The organism is Ascidiimonas meishanensis (assembly GCF_037782385.1).
In the GTDB taxonomy this organism is placed as follows: Bacteria; Bacteroidota; Bacteroidia; order Flavobacteriales; family Flavobacteriaceae; genus Ascidiimonas; species Ascidiimonas meishanensis.
This window is the reverse complement of record NZ_JBBEXD010000002.1, coordinates 14,267-30,732: the sequence shown is the minus strand read 5'-3', so window position 1 is coordinate 30,732 and position 16,466 is coordinate 14,267. Positions and strand designations below refer to the sequence as shown.

Genomic DNA, 16,466 nt, shown 5'->3' with positions numbered 1-16,466 from the left:
GTTGTTTAATATCCTTAGGAAATCACGTTTTTTATAAGACTTCCAAAAGTAGGTAAAGAGTAGTTTTTAGATTGTTAGCAACATCTACATCTCAGTTATAACACGCATCAAGTATACCGTCTATTTTATTTAAAATAAACCAATAAAAAGTCTAATCAGTAATGCTTCGTTTTTTCTAAAATTTTCTTCTTGTGTTATACTATTTATATATTGAAATGGTTAAATAGGTAAGATATTTTTTATAAGGCATGGATTTACGTCTCGACTTTATTAGTATACTTATTTTGTTAGGGATGCTTCAGGCGGTTTATCAAATGGTGATTTTAAGTAGTTCGGGATGGAAAAATCATGTGAACCGATGGTTGATTTTACTGCTTTTTTTTTCCTTTTTTATTTTATTAGGGTATTTTACGTATTTATCTGGAGTCTATAGGTATTTCCCTTATTTAGTAGGTATTTCTGGTCCTCTATTGTTCGGCATAGGACCCGCCATATTCTTGTATTGCAAGGCGCTTTTTAAAGACTCAAAAAGTACTTTTATTAGCTTTATTCACTTTATACCCGTTCTTCTTTTTTTTATCTTGGATTATAGTTGGTTTATCACCACAAAAGAGTATAAAATTAGACTTATTGAGTACTATTACTCTGGACAATTGGGTTTTAAATGGGTCACTTTTATTTATTTGGGTGTTATTCTCTTGCATTTAGGCAGTTACCTTATCATTACAGCGCAATTAGCTTTTAAAGGAGTTCATCAGGTAATGCAAAAAGAATCTAATACCTCATTAATTAAACTTCGTTTTATTAAAATCATACTGGTTGCTTTTATGATCTATTTGTTGGTCTACCTTTCTGTATACCTCTCATGGTCTGTTCAATCTAGCTACACTACCCAAATAGAAGCGTATTTGCAATTGGTGCTAAGTTTGTTTGTGTTGACTTTTGGGTATCATTTTATTAGAAATTACGGTGTTTTTATTCCAGAACATGTTTCGGTTCAAGATTTTTCAAAATATAAAAGTTCTACCTTAGAAAAGGATATTGCCAAAGATCACGCACACTACTTGAAACAGTGTATGGAACAAGAAAAGTATTATCTAGACCCTAAATTAAGTTTACAACAACTTGCAGCAGAAGTTTCTTTGAAACCTCATCAACTTTCGCAAGTAATTAATCAGGAGTTGGGAATGAACTTTTTTGATTTCATCAATGGGTATCGCATTGAAGAAACCAAGAAGAAACTACTCTCACCAGCATGCAAGCATTTGTCTATTTTGGGAATTGCTTTTGAATGCGGATTTAACAGCAAGGGGGCTTTTAATAGGATTTTCAAAAAGTTTGAAGGCGTCTCTCCCTCACAATATATAAAAAAGTACCGTTAACTAGTCACACTTTATAAAGTGAGTCGATTTGCTCCTGTTTTCACCTCATTTTTGGTACTTAATCTTTAAATTATATTCATTATGAAAAAACAAAGAAAAGTATCATTAGCCCTTAACAAGAAAACCGTTTCTAATTTACATGCCAATTCCATTAAGGGTGGAGAAACTAACAGTCCTGGTTGTGGAATAGTGCCTACGGGTGTTTCTGATTGCCAAGAATGTATGGAAGAACCCACGCAAGGGTGCAATGACTATACTTATGAGTGTAGTAACTATACAAGGTATAGGTGTTTTAGCTTTCAAGTTGCTTGCTAACGGTTAGTCTTTAGAGTGCTTTAGTTTTTAAAAGAAAAGGATCAATCTTGGTGTGTTACCATAGATTGATCCTTTATTTCCTCATACACTCTAAAACTAAACTCGTTTATGGCATTTTGAATCATTTTATCGCTATTGGCATGAATACCGTCTTTTACAATAACACCGTGAAAAGTATAAGATTCTCTAGGTTCTGTAGCATGTCTATTAACCGTGCGAATAGTTTTAGACTTCAGGGTATCTTTTTTTAAATGTCCTGAAATCTTAAAAACAAAATGATCTTTCTCTGATAGTTCTAAAAATTCAAAATATTCATCGTCTGTATGTACGGCAACCTCTTCTTCATAGCCTCTAAATAGAATGGTGTCTATCACTAATTCTAGGGGCGCTTCTGGTACCAACAACATATTTCTTTTTCTAAACGTTTCTGCAATCTTCTGTTCTATTTTAAAGTGCGTTTGTAAGGTAGCAGTATCTAGCTTGTAAAAGAACATGGCGTCTTTTTCAACCTTTTTTATAACTACCGGATTATACACTAAATTAAGGGGTACAGGTTCTTTAAACTTTTGCTTTTTCCATCTAAACTCATTAGAAATATTCTTTGTGCTTACTATATTACAAGCACTTAACAGAATCCCTAGTAAAAAAACACCTGTACCTCTTAACGTTTTCATTGTTAGAATTCAACCGTAACTCCTAGGGTGCTTACAATTCCTCCCATGGTGGCTATCATAACTCCAAAAACATATTTTTCGTCTTTAGGTTTATTCTTCCACCATTCTTTAAGTCTTGAAGTCCAGAATTTACTATTGGCTTTATAATTAAAATTAAGATTAAACAAATCAAATTTAGGCATTTCTCCTCCTCCTGCGCTGGCGGCGAGTCCATAAAGTGCCCAACCCTGTGCATGTTTGCCTAGTTTTTTGAGGTTGACAATCTTCTTGCCTTCTCCAAATTCTACAAGACCTCCTGCAAACTTGAGGTAGGTGAGATCTTCAAAGGCTCCTTTTTCTCCGTTAATAAGGTTAGATGCAATACCCTTTGTAGTGTTTCCTAAAAAGTTTCTGGTTAATTTCCCTATCCATTCTTTTTTAGACAGTACTCCGGTTGCGGCGGCACCTTCTTTACCTGCTTTATAGAGTAAATCCATCCCTTGATCTAACAGGCTACCTACAGCAGCCAGCGCACCTCCTTTCAACATTTTATCAAACTTCTCTTTATTGAGGCTAAAATCAAATTTAAATCCTGAGTCCAGATCAAAAGAGAAAATACTTTTCTTATAGGATTTCCACATGCCCTTGCCGGCGGCTGTAAGGGCTTTGGCAAAGACCGTGCCTTTACTTATACCTCCACTGGCAAACATAGTCCCTGAGAGGGGCCCAACGGCCAATAATTGTGCTCCGTAGGCTCCAAGTACTGCGCCTACAATAGCTCCTTTCCACCAGTCTTTGCCCCATTTACCGGGATTAAATGAGCCTTGATGTAAACTAGCCCCTAGGTAGGCTCCAATAATAGCCCCAATGACGACAAACCAAAATTCTCCACTCGGATCTACGTTTACTAATGGGTTATTCCAAACATAACCATACCTATTAAAACTTTGGGTATTATAGGGATCTTGAATGTAATTATCTGTAGAAAGAAAACGCCCCAGATTGGCATCATACATGCGGCCATTCATATGTATTAAAGCTACCTCAAAGAAGTGCTCATGCCCTGTAAAACCTCTGTCTAGTAAAGAGTCGTGACCAAATTCTGCAATTCCAACGGTATTTTTAAACTGGTCTGCATTTCCCCAGGCACCAAACTGCCGTTCTTCTACAATTTGAGCAGATCCATTAGAAATGGCTAAAATACTTCCCAGATAATCTCTGTGAAGGTAATGAAACTGATTGATGGCATTAGCGCCAGTACGTTTAATTTGTGCAATAGGTGCTCCGTAGGCATCTCCTCCAATAAAAGTGATTACTTTGGTAGTACCTTCTACCTCATCTTCTACTATCTCTACCGGTGTAATACTTGAGTATTGTTTGTGGTAACGGCGCTGCATTCTATCTGTCTGCAAACCTCCGTAATATGCACGGGTACGATTCATTAAAGGACCATACTCAAAACTTACTCTGCCGTTATTTTGTTCGTAAACTTCAACTGGCTTTTTAAATGCATTGTAAGTAACATTTTGAAGGTTGTGATTCTGGTAATAGATATCTCCCTGGCTGTTTAAGCTAGTACTAGTTAACCGATACCTATTTGAGCTTGAATAATTGTAATTACCTACCCATGAGTTCTGCGTAATTCTACCTCGGGTATCATACTGCTTGCTATGACTTTCTGGGCCACTTATTTGGGTTAATCTATCTAGATTATCATGCGTAAAGGTTTCATTCCAATTGGTGAATCCGTAATTCTTCCGGCTGTTTAAGATTCCTCGTTGTGCGTTAAAGGAATAATCCATTTTAAGTGCTTGTGCACCTCCGGTAGTTTCTTTTTTATCAGTAATATTTGTTAGAAACCCATAAGAATCATAGGTCTTATTTTTAACGATTCCATTCGCTAATCTTATTTTAGTAGATTGCCCTCTTGCATTTTCTTCTTCTACTCTCCAAAGCGGTATCCCAGAATAATAATCAAGTATGTCTGTTAGAATTCCCGAATCATCATAGGTATTCTTTACCCTAACAATATGGTTAATTCCAGAGGAAGCTTTCTCAGTAGTGTAAAATTCAGAAAAAATTCTTCCAAACGAATCATAGGTAATATCTTTTTTGAAACGGGCATTGTCTAGTTGCTCTGAGCTGCTATTGATTCGTTTGTAACTATCGTAACCATAGGCATATTGATAAGATCTATTATTAATCCCATCGGTACCACTTATATTGGTTAGTAGTTTGGTGGTTCCATTATACACATAAGACAAAGAAAGATTGGTGTTATCTCCTGTAACCGTCTTACCAGTTATTCTGCCATAAGAATCGTAGGTAAATGAGGTAGACCCTGTGGGCGTAGTTTCTTGTGTAATTTCACCTAAATCATTATAGCTAAAGGTATAGTTCCCTGCTGATGGATCATTTACCGATGTTTTTCTCCCTCTACCGTCTATGGTGGTGCTTACAATATGACTCCCGTAATTGGCAGATTTCATTTCACCATTTCCGTGATATTGATAGTTCACCGTTCCGCCTGGGTCTATAACCGAGGCTACATTACCCAAGGCATCTTTAGTGGTGGTTACGGTTTTTACTCCATCATTTACCGTTGAAGAGAGTCCGCTATACGAGGTGCTAATGGTACGACCTGTATACAATTGATGTGTTATGGGCCTTCCGTAGAGATCATAAGTAACTTGATTCCACTGCGTAGGACTTGCAGTGCTAAAGAAAGGTTCACTTTCTCTTGTTTCCCTGCCAGCAACATCGTATTCATAGCGTTTGGAAATCCATTTTCCATTTAAACTTAGTGTGTTACTCTGTACTTGCCAGCCAAAATTATTTTGATAGGTTTTTACATCTCTGCCTTCTGGATAATCTATGCTCTGCATAAAACACCACCCTATACCAGGCACGTTCTCTTTATTATAGGCATATTTGGTTTGATTCCCTAGATAATCTGTAGCGGTTAATAGGCGCTGCCAACCATCATAAGCATAGGTGGAGGTAAGCCCATAGGCTGATGTTTTTGAGGTAAGGTTACCATTTGCTGTATTATAAGCATACGTCATGGCCAACCCCATGACATTTATGTCTTTAGTCATGTATCGCCCACTGGTATCGTATTCCATTCTTTGAACACGCGAACTAAGACCGTTAGCACTGGTTGCTTTTTGCGTAATATTACCAAAAGCATCGTACTGGAAGTATTCAAATACCCAGGAAGTACCGCTCCCTCTTTTTTGTGTTTGAGTGACCAGATTATTGCTATAGCTATAGATCATCTCTTCCATAAAAGAGTTACCATTAATAACGGTTGTTTCAATCTTCCTAAATGGTCTTCCTACATGGTAATACTGGCTGTTGGAACTGATATTATTATTGTACTGATAGGTAATTGTTTTTGACCCTCCAGGATAGGTAGTTACCAGAGATGCCGGATTTTTGTACGTATCATAGGTATAGGCATCTGTAAATGTAATACCCTGTAAACCGTCTTCCCTTGAAATTTGCGTAGGAAGATTGATAAATACCTTATTACTTAATATTTGGGTAGAATAGGTATAATCTGTTTTACTGACATAATTGTAGGGGGTACTGGAAGAGGAATTGGAGACCCATTGTTGGGTAGGTGCGCCTCTTTTTTGCATATCAAATTTAGAGACATTCCAAAGGGCTCCCACTCCTGTGCCAAAGAGGTTCGTTTTTTTAACTGATTTAAAGCCCATAAAACCAAAGCCTTCTGCATGGGCTACGGCGCCTACGTATTGAAATAATTGCCTTTGTTCATGCCCAGAAGCAGTGTGTTTCACTTCCTTCACAACTTTCATGGAAGGGGATACATTTACATTGGAATAGGGATAAATTTCATCGTAATCAAAAGAATAGGTAGAAGAACCGTATTGATCATCCAATTGATCATAGAAAATATCTGTGACTACCCCATTATTGCTAATCCTTTTAAGGGTATTTTCTTTTTTATGATCTTTTAAAAATTCATACGTATAGACATCATTAGCGACAATATAGGCATACTCCAGATTACTGTTAGACTGCTTTGCCTCCAGAAAAAGTGGCATCCCATATTTACTGAGTCCGTTGTTAATTACTACCGAATTAGTGGTTAATGAAAAGGAAGGGGTGGTTTCTGAACTGGTATGTTTATTGGTGTATAATTGAATTCTATCACTTACCTGAGTGATAGAAGACCAAGGTGATATGACTTCATGCCTCAGAATGTCTGTCTTTCCATCGCCGTTGTAATCTTGTGATATAAAGTGAAATTCATATAACGGATTACTCATGTAGGTTCCGTTTATATAACGGGTACCTTGATGTAAGTAGTTCTCTTCATACTTAACACCAATATTTTTAGAGTAGTAGTAAAATGAACTTCCTCTTGATAAATAAAAATACCAGGTAGTGCTATTATTAGCAGATGGAAGCGTGAAATCTGTTTTACCATCGCCATTATAATCTCCTAAAAGTATAGGCTTATCTTTATCAATATTAGTGCTTGTATAGGAAGCTATTTGTACCAATTGATTAGACGGGTTCATGCTATAAACACGTACAGAACCATCTCTAAGGTGCATTAGATCTGTTTTACCGTCTCCATCAAAATCTAAGCCGTATAAGCGGTCTGAACTGCTAGTAATTCTATTGGCTAATGAGCCTATATTAACAGCAGAAGTAGAAGCAGTTCTTTTTAGGTTGATAAAATAAACTTCAGAATTTGGCTGACTCACGTTTTCATTTCCACAAACACATTCGTCGTAGTCATCATAGTAGTCATATTCCCATTCGCATACTTCTCTGTAGTACTTTTGTGGAATTGCCAGAACATCTGTTAGTCCATCTCCATTAAAATCTCCACTTACGTATGTTTTAGGGATTTTTCTATAGGAATTATTAGATGGGGTTTGATCACATTCAAAAATACCAGCAGGACCAATGGGCATACTTACTGTTTTATCATATTGAAAAACAGGACCATAGGCAGCCATTGCAAAGGTTCTAAATCTAACCTGAGATACCGTTGAATTACCGGTTACAGTTTCCCTTGCGGTGGTAATACCTTGTTGCTGGAGGATCTTATTATTCCAAGATAGAATGGTACTCGCGAATACGTCATCAAACTTCTCTGTAGTTACAGAGCTTCCTAGAGAAATACTGGAGTAATCAAATAAATTGGTAAAGACATTTAGCTTATTTCTGGAGTTTTTATTGTAGGTAACAAAATCCATTTTACCATCCCCATCAAATTCACCAGAAACCAATCTGTCTGTATTATATGTTATCCCAGGGTAAATACTAAGGGTATTTCCTTCTCTGGAGAGTCCGCTAGAAGAAGATTCATAGGTAAAATAAATGCTTGGAAAAGACTGGTTAGATATGTTGGTTTCTCTTATATAATAAACCCTTTGATATCCTAAAGAAGTGGTAGAGTGGTACAATGTGTACTTACGAAAAAGAGAGCCACCGCCTCGTATCTCTACCCTATCCAGTATGTTTGTGCGAAGAAAGGTATAGCTTCCTATATAAGAAGATTCTCTTCGAGTTCGTGTCTTGTAGAAAAATCTTATTTCATTGGGTGCGGCTGTACTTCCTCTAGAACCGTACTTTATGGTATTGATTCTTAAAAGATTGTTGCTTTGGAGATAATCATATTGAACATAATTACCTTGTGGATCTATAGTTTTATACAAAGCCCATTCTAAACGACCTCTTGAATTACCTCCATTACCATAATAGGCACGCATCCCATTAGGATGGTATACAATAAAGTAAGAGGGACCATAAGAAGACCCGTAAGGAGAAGTACCGTATGCTACAATCTTAAGGTTAGAATAGGTTTCTGTTTGATATTGAGAATTCGCCGCACCATAAGTACCACTTTTTACCAGTAAACGCTGCCCGTCTAATGCATAGCGGTCTTTGTTATCAAAGTCTACTCCATCTACGTAGTTATCATGATATTTGGTAGAGGGCACCCTTGAGATAGTGGATAATCCCGAAATATTCCATCCCCAGCCTGCTAGACCGTTAGAAGCCTGGCTGCTATAGGCCAAGCCAATATTGGGAGCAACATCTTTAATGCCCGGAGGCAACATAAAAGGTACTCTATAAGTGGCAGCACCTCCTAAAGAAACCGTAAAATCATCCTCGGTTGAGCCTACATAAGGAGATGAGGTTACTCCACCACCACCCGTAGGTGGATCTATAGGATCTATGGTTATACACTCTCCTGTTTCTAAGTCAATAAGACATCTTACATCTTCTTTCCCTGCTGCATCGGGTGTTTTAGATACTTGGCTTGACTTTACACCTTCTACATAGACACTGTCTTTCTTTTTTGTAGTTATTTTGGTGTATTCTATTTTTGTTTTATTTGAAGGGTCTTGAAGTATATGGTTAGGTGTTTGTGCATACCCAAAAGAAACAACAAGAAAAAATATAAGGCTTAGGTAGTAGTTAATTGCTTTCATTCTGAAAATACGTTAATTCTTAATGATTTTTTTGGTTATACTTTGCTCATCAGACAGATGAATATGTACTATATACACTCCTGCAGGTAGCGTTCTCAGGTCAAGCGATAGTGAGCGTTGTGCCTCTGTTAATCTTATAGATTTTACTCTTGCACCTTGTGCATTGTAGACATATAGATTATTTACCATCTCAGTATTTGGATTCCCGGAGAGGCTAATATTCACCATTCCTTTGGTAGGGTTGGGATAAAAATCAATAGCTGCTTCTGTTAATTCCTTATCTTCTAACAAAGCTTCGTCATACTCTTCATCTGAGTCAGTGGTATCTTCTTTACTAGTGGTAGTGGCTACTCTGCAAGCAGAATCCGGACAATACAAACGTTGTTTCTGATTTCCTGCGGAGTCTAGCGTAAAAATGAGGGTCATATTGCTATGAATACTCAAGAGTTCGTTTATGCTGGGTTCATTTCCATTTATCTGTTCCATTCTGGGCGCCCAGAAGTACTGGCGGTCTGAAGTATTAGTATCATAATAAAGATAAGATCTATGTCTAGCGGAAGTGGCCGTATTCTTAAACTTAAAATCAGTGATTGTTGCTACAGATTGCCCGGTTACTCCATCATAAATTCTGCCTAAATTGGTAGAAGATGTATAGCTACTCTTATGCACAAAACCTACAATTAGATACCACCTATTGAATTTAGGAAGGTCTCCATACCAGAAATAGGGATTATTATTTACAGCTCCACTTAGTGTTAAAATATTGTTAGTGCTATTGCAGCCAAGGTAGGTAGTTCCATTGGTGGAATTTGTTTTTTTTATCCATACAGAAAACCTGTACGTTTTGGTATGGTCTACCGCATGGTAACTACTGTTCCAGCCGCCATCTGCGCCTACATCTGCTTCTGGTGAGGCTTTCCAAAGAATCACATTTTCACCAATATGATTTTTTCCCCATTCTCGGCTATTCTCTGAAGTAGATCCGTTTTGCGTAAATCCGGATACACTTCCCGAACCTACCGTCCATGTATTTGTGTTTAGTAAATTTTGACTGCTCCCGCTCTGCATTAGAAACACAAATAGAACTGTGCAAAGTGATTGCCTTAGAAGTAGATTAATCTTCATAGTTAATTGGTTATTTTTAGTGGTTATTTCTTTCTTTTAATTGCGAATAAAACTATTTATTATGAGCGTTTTTTAAGTAAATTTTAAGTAAACAAAACAAAATTTCTTTGATTCTCATGATTTGAGAAACAAAATTTTGCTTGTTTTAGTCCTAAAAAACACTTAATACCTCATCAAACTGCTTTGTCTTCAGAACAGCTTTTCAAATGATAATGTAGATGTTTTATTCTATTTGAAAATAAATACGGTTTGTTGGTTTATAAATTAGCAATCTTTTTTTGTCTAAAGAATCTGTTTTAGTTTTTGATAAGCTTTTTGGTTATATTTTGTCCATCTGAAAGATGCAAGTGTACCAGATAAACTCCAGAAGGCAGGGTAGTCATATCAACAGAAGTTCTGCGGCTGCCCACTTTACCTAGGTTTTCAGTCTTAACAATAGCACCTTGTGCATTAAAAACGTGTATATTATCTACCATTTGAGCATCTACATCACCTGAAAGTGTAATAGTCACTAATCCGTTAGTAGGGTTTGGATAAAATACCATTGCCTTTTCAAGAATATCTAGGTCATCTGGTAGTTCTTCGGTAACATCATCTCCTGTAACCTCTTCAATAGAAGAATTGGCGACGCTACAAGTAGAATCCGGACACAAGAAACGCTCTGTTTGATTTCCGGCGCTATCATAAGAAAAGAGTACCGTATCTGGTGTATTGATTCCTAGTAATTGTGTAATCGTAGGTTCAGACCCATTAACTGGTTCTAAACGTGGTCCCCAAAAATATTGACGATCTGAAGTATTAGTGTCGTAATAAAGATAGGATCTATGTCTTACAGAAGTTGCCGTATTCTTGAATTTATAATCGGTAATTGTTTTCACTACCTGACCTGTTACTCCATCGTAAATTCTTCCTAAATGTACATCAGAGGTATAACTACTTCTATGCACAAAACCTACAATAAGATACCATCTGTTAAGCGATGGTAAATCTCCATACCAGAAATAGGGGTTGTTATTTACAGAACCGCTTAGTGTTAGAATATTGTTGGTACTATTACAACCTAAGTAGGTAGTACCGCTATTAGAATTTGTTTTCTTAATCCATACGGTAAAGCGATAGGTGGTATTATGGTTTATGCTATGATAGCTTGAATTCCACCCACCATCTGCATCGCTGGTAGATCCTGGTGAAGCTTTCCATAAAATTACATTTTGACCTGCATGGTTGCTACCGTATTCGCGACTGTTTTCTGCCGTAGCTCCATTTTGAGAAAATCCTGAAACACTTCCGGTTCCAACAGTCCATGTATTGGTATTTAATAAATTTTGAGCGCTAAGAGTGCTTGTAAAGGTGAAAATGAGTATGAGAAGAGACGAAGTAAGTATTAATTTTTTCATAATTGGTTATTTTATGAGGATAGGATTGCATTATAAAGAAAAGAATTATTATGACGGAATGGAAGTTTTAGTACCTTAAATTCATGAATTCAGGGTAGATTTATCTGTTTTGTTTAACCCTTTGTTTAAATTTAATAAACATTATTTTCTTTTTTAAAGATTTTCAGTCTCAAAAAATTCGGATCATTTTGACAACAAAGTCCATTATGATTTTTGTAGCAATCAATTTATCCCCTTTATTAAAAAAGTATTGATTCTCTGTTTTTGTTGTTATACATTTTACATAACGTAAAAACAACATTTTTTTAAAGAAAAAATAGAATTTATTTTTTATTTTATCCTACATTAAATTTATTACAAACCTAATCTATAAACAATGAAACTAAAAAATTTAATTTGTGGGCTATCATTAGCCATTTTATTTGTTTCTTGCAGCAAAGAGGAAGCGGTAAATGAGACTCTTGAAAACTCAATGAGTATCTTTTATAAAGGAAAGACATTTTCTATTGCCATAGATGAAGAAGGAAATATTTTAGAGCTTCCTAAAGAACTGGAAGTTTTAGAAAGTATAGAGACCTTAGCTACCGTAGTAACAGGAGATCAAACCTACTACTTTGACACCCGCCAGGAGGCAGACGATTACTTTGATGCAATTATAGGTTTTACGAAGCCTACAGGTGCCAGAGGAGCTACTACCCAAAGAAGAACATTTAGCACCAATGTTTTTAATGATAATGTGCATGTTTATGAACATGACTATTACGGAGGTAGAAAATTGAGAATTACAAGTGGGTATCATCTAAGAAACTTAACGCTCGCAGGGTTTAATGATATCATTAGCTCTGTTGCCATAAACGGTACTTATCAAAATATTTACGATGGTGACAAAGTAACCTTTTACGAGCATAAAGACTTTGGTGGTAAGTCTATATCCTTTCTATGTGAATATGATAACAAACCAAATAAATGTCTACTAGTTCCCAGGCCAAACGGCTATTTTCCATACGCTATGGGGCCCAGTAATATTGTTTACAGAGGTCACATTAGGTTTAGAGACATATCATTCAAACTTTTCAATAAGTGGGCAGACAAAGCTTCTTCTATTGATGTTAAGTTTGGAGGTGTTTCTGTAACTCCCAGATATCCCAGTTCTGGCGGCGGCTCTAGTGGAGGTGGCGGTGGCGGTCAAGATGGCGGACCTAACATGCAATAAAAAATTTGTTTAAACCGTTTATTTTCAACTTTATTTGAATTGTAAGCAGAGGATTTATAAATACAACGTTAGCTAATAGTAGTTGCCAATCACTTTTTTGAGTACCTACAAAAACAAAGCCCTTTTTCATGTTGAAAAAGGGTTTATAAAAACTCCCGGTTTAAAGAAAATTCACTACCTCGGTATCCATATCATATATTGCACCTTTAACATCAATTGCCCCGTCTTCCTTCATTTTTCTTAGTAATGTACTTTTCTTAGTGATTTTTTCTACGGCAATACGCACATTGTTTTCGCTTACCTCATGCACCAAGAGTCTATTCTGCGAACTTCTAGGGCCTGTTGTCACCGTAGAACGTTTAATAGCAGGTTTAATATTTTTTAGCATTTTTGTTATATGTCCTATTTCCGCTCCATCAATTGCAGCGTGTATTGCTCCACAATTTTCGTGACCCAGCACTAATATTAATTTTGCACCTGCAACCTTGGTCGCAAATTCCATGCTATCAAGAATATCATTATTTACAAAGTTCCCAGCTACTCTGGCCACGAAAATATCACCTATTCCCTTATCGAAAACATCCTCCACAGGAACTCTACTATCTACACACGAAAGTATGATTGCTTTAGGATGTTGCGCTTCTGCACTTTTCCTGATCTGCATAGAATGATGCCTTGCGGTTAGATTACTTCTTACGAATCTTTCATTACCCGCAGCAAGGCTATTCAATACATCAAGAGGACTTAGGACTTCCTATTCCTCTTGGGTAAGTACAGCTTCAATAAGAATTTGACTCTTATCTATTACCACGGTTCCCGCTTCGAACTGTTGGGCATTTATCATGATTGAAAAGGTCATAAAACCTATTATTGCCTAAAATCTTTTTCTTATAATTATTGTCTTTAAATTCTAAAACAAAAATAGATTACAAGCTTACATTTCTAACTAATAGTATTCATAATTAAACTATTATGTTTAAATAGTAATGCTATTGTTTTTTTATGAATGCTTATTAATTAATAGATTATAATTAACGTGTTCGATATAACCTCTATAAAATATAATTTAAATTTTTTTACACTATTTTAATCTAACCATCTTATTTTTAGATCATTACGTTCATTTTCTTTGCTTGTCCAAAGAAAACGAACCAAAAGAAAAGACACTTTTCCCAAGGTATTTTTGTCCAGAAAGTCGACAAAACCACAAAGCTTTCCTAAATTTTCTCCAAGGCTTCGAAAATTCTTAACGGAAATCCTTGTTATACTGCGGAAAAAGACAAAATCGAAATCGATTTTAATTCTTGTTTACGTCGAACTGACGTTAATAAGGCTCATTAGGTTCAAATAAGCCTTAGTTAAAATAGAAAAAACATCCATTTTACTTGGAAATTATTTTGAGCAATTTATAAATGGTGAAGTAAAATAGTGCAGGTACATTTCAGCGAGTGAAGTAATTAGTCTAGCATTAGGGTTGCTAGAAATTGAAGAAAAAAGAGACCTCATTTGGGTTCTGGAATTAGACGAATAGAACCACTTTATTAAAAGCTTTAAACCAAAACAAAATGTAAATGAATTACGTGAGCAGTACTTATAAACTTGAGTTAGATATTTAGATATAGGGTTTATGCTATTCTCTAGAAGTACATTTTGATTTATGATTTGGGTAGTTTCTTTTTAGAAATTATAGTAAAACTTTTGATGAAAAATGAGTTATCCCAAAAAGATTTTAACTCATTAGATTTTTTTAGCCCTATAATCTTTGCGCAGTTTTATGAATCAAATGCTTCTATTACTTGATAAAAATAGGCTAGAATGTCAAAATTATATGGCTTTTTATAAATTGCCAATGTAATAGTTCATTTCATAAATACTGTAATGCAGCTCATAACTAGCTTGACTCAGTAATAATTCTGCTTCAATAAAGTCTCTATAGGCTATACTTAGTTCTTGTGAAGAAGAAGCCTGAAGAAAATACTTTTCTCTAGACATATCGTAATTTTGTTTCGTGAATACTAATCGATCTTTACGATGTACTACTTCTTCAATTCCTTTTGCAACAGTGTACTGACCATCTGATATTTGGGAATATACGGTGTTCTTATATTGTTTAAGGTCAAGTTTAGAATTTTCATATGCTATCTTAGACTTATAGGTCTCATTTCTAAATTTATTACCATTGAGAACTGGGATCACAACTTCAACCCCATAAGCCTCAAACTTGTTATTGGTGAAAAACTGATCCTGAAAGCTCAGCTCCTGAAAGGAAGAATAACCACTACCATATCTGTAAAATAAATTAATGTTAGGATAGTAGTCCGCTCTTTTTAAATGTAGCTGACTTTTCAAAGATGCTACTTCATACTTCCTGGAGTTTACGTCATTTCTTTTATCAATTGCTTCTTCATATAGAGAATCAATAGAGGCTTTGCTATACAGACGCAATTGATCTTCGGGTAAAATCACTTTTTTTAGTTCAAGCGGAATAGACATGTCTATGCCTAACAATAATCGCAATCTGTTTTTACGCTGATTGATGATGTTCTCATTTTCCACTAAAGCCGAAGAAAGACTGCTGAGTTCTGCCCGCTGAAAAAGGTAGTCCTGTCCAGCCATTCTACCAAGTTTAACCATTTCATTAACCTGCTCGAGATTTTCAGACTGGGTATTGATAAATTCTTGTAGAATAACACCCTGATCTATGCTCTGTAAAGTCTCTAAATATGCCTGTACAACTTTAAGAACGGTTTCATCCTTCGTGTTCTCTAATCCTAAACTCACATTCGTTTTATTGTTTTTAGCGTATTTTACAGTGGAATATTTTCTTAATACCTGCAAAATATCCCATGTAGCCGTTAGGCTTACATTCACAAAGTCTCCTGAAGTAGTTCGCAGCTGACCTGTCAATTCGTCAAAAGTATTACCCTTACTGCCAAAGGCATTTGAAAAAATTTCTACCTTTGGAAAGAGTTCTGCATAAGAGGTAAATGTATTATGCGCTGCTTCCTTGAGATTGTTTTTACCTTTCTTTATATCAATATTGCCTTCTAGTGCAATTGCAATTGATTCTTCTAGTGAAAGTTCACGTGTCTGCCCAAATATAACTACCGTGAAAAAAGAAAACAGGATACACCATACGTTCTTATTCCAACCTTTCTTTTTCATTAATCTTTACTTTTTAGTTATGATGTAACTGCTGATGATTCTGCTACCTTTTCGCTCATCCCATCCGAAACCAGTCTTCCATCCATAAGATTAATTAAGCGATGGGCATAATTTGCGTCTCTGTCTGAATGGGTTACCATCACTATAGTTACACCTGATTCATTGAGTTCTGTTAGCAAATCCATCACCTCAATACCGTTCTTAGAGTCAAGGTTACCGGTGGGCTCATCTGCTAAAATAAGTTTAGGATTAATTACCAATGCTCTTGCAACGGCTACTCTTTGTTGCTGTCCTCCCGATAGTTGTTTAGGAAAATGGTTTCTACGGTGTAGAATATTCATTTTATCTAAAACTTCTTCAACCCGTTGTTTGCGTTCTGCTTTTGGGATTTTCATATACAGAAGGGGTAATTCTACGTTTTCATATACGGTATTTTCATCTATAAGGTTAAAGCTTTGAAAAACAAATCCTATATTTCCTTTTCGCAAATCAGACCGTTGTTTTTCACTAAAGTTAGAGACATCTATACCATCAAACCAGTAGTTGCCTTGGTCTACCCCGTCAAGCAAACCTAAAATGTTTAGAAGTGTAGATTTCCCACATCCTGAAGGCCCCATAATTGCTAGGAACTCACCATTTCCTATTTCTAAACTTATATTATTTACTGCGGTGGTTTCTACTTCATCACCCGCATATACCTTGGTTAAATTTTTAATCTTTATCATGATTTTTTC

General features: G+C 35.9%; 9 protein-coding genes and 1 pseudogene. 3 read left to right on the top strand and 7 right to left on the bottom strand.

Features of this window, described 5'->3' with window-relative positions:
- The first annotated feature begins 248 nt into the window (after window positions 1–248).
- Window positions 249–1,382 carry a helix-turn-helix domain-containing protein gene (locus WBG07_RS04640; protein ID WP_340199349.1) on the top strand — a complete coding sequence of 378 codons (1,134 nt, stop codon included), beginning with the start codon at window positions 249–251 and terminating at the stop codon, window positions 1,380–1,382.
- A gap of 81 nt (window positions 1,383–1,463) precedes the next feature.
- Complete coding sequence (locus WBG07_RS04635; protein WP_340199347.1) at window positions 1,464–1,697, top strand: hypothetical protein; 234 nt, start codon at window positions 1,464–1,466, stop codon at window positions 1,695–1,697.
- A 41-nt stretch (window positions 1,698–1,738) separates the two neighbouring features.
- Here WBG07_RS04635 and WBG07_RS04630 read toward each other — a convergent pair whose 3' ends face one another.
- The 4 genes from WBG07_RS04630 to WBG07_RS04615 form a co-directional block, all read right to left on the bottom strand.
- On the bottom strand, window positions 1,739–2,371 hold the full coding sequence (locus WBG07_RS04630) for a hypothetical protein (RefSeq protein WP_340199346.1): 633 nt from the start codon (window positions 2,369–2,371) through the stop codon (window positions 1,739–1,741).
- Window positions 2,372–2,373: 2 nt separating this feature from the next.
- Entirely contained in the window at window positions 2,374–8,832 is a 6,459-nt protein-coding gene (locus WBG07_RS04625; RefSeq protein ID WP_340199345.1) for an FG-GAP-like repeat-containing protein, read from the bottom strand.
- A 12-nt stretch (window positions 8,833–8,844) separates the two neighbouring features.
- Entirely contained in the window at window positions 8,845–9,957 is a 1,113-nt protein-coding gene (locus tag WBG07_RS04620) for a T9SS type A sorting domain-containing protein (RefSeq protein WP_340199344.1), read from the bottom strand.
- A 296-nt stretch (window positions 9,958–10,253) separates the two neighbouring features.
- Window positions 10,254–11,354 (bottom strand): T9SS type A sorting domain-containing protein, encoded by a 1,101-nt coding sequence (locus WBG07_RS04615; RefSeq protein ID WP_340199343.1) that lies wholly within the window; start codon window positions 11,352–11,354, stop codon window positions 10,254–10,256.
- Window positions 11,355–11,730: 376 nt separating this feature from the next.
- On the opposite strand from WBG07_RS04615, the gene WBG07_RS04610 reads away from it, so the two are divergent.
- Window positions 11,731–12,567, top strand: a complete 837-nt coding sequence (locus tag WBG07_RS04610) for a hypothetical protein (RefSeq protein WP_340199342.1) — start codon at window positions 11,731–11,733, stop codon at window positions 12,565–12,567.
- A 160-nt stretch (window positions 12,568–12,727) separates the two neighbouring features.
- On the opposite strand, the pseudogene WBG07_RS04605 reads toward WBG07_RS04610, so the two are convergent.
- From WBG07_RS04605 to WBG07_RS04595, 3 genes and pseudogenes are all read right to left on the bottom strand, one after another.
- A pseudogene (locus tag WBG07_RS04605) lies at window positions 12,728–13,303 on the bottom strand (carbonic anhydrase); the annotation flags it as partial.
- 1,100 nt (window positions 13,304–14,403) lie between these two features.
- The gene (locus WBG07_RS04600; protein WP_340199341.1) at window positions 14,404–15,732 is read right to left on the bottom strand and encodes a TolC family protein; all 1,329 of its coding nucleotides are present in this window, start codon (window positions 15,730–15,732) and stop codon (window positions 14,404–14,406) included.
- Between the two features lie 17 nt (window positions 15,733–15,749).
- The gene (locus WBG07_RS04595; protein WP_340199340.1) at window positions 15,750–16,457 is read right to left on the bottom strand and encodes an ABC transporter ATP-binding protein; all 708 of its coding nucleotides are present in this window, start codon (window positions 16,455–16,457) and stop codon (window positions 15,750–15,752) included.
- Window positions 16,458–16,466: the final 9 nt, after the last annotated feature.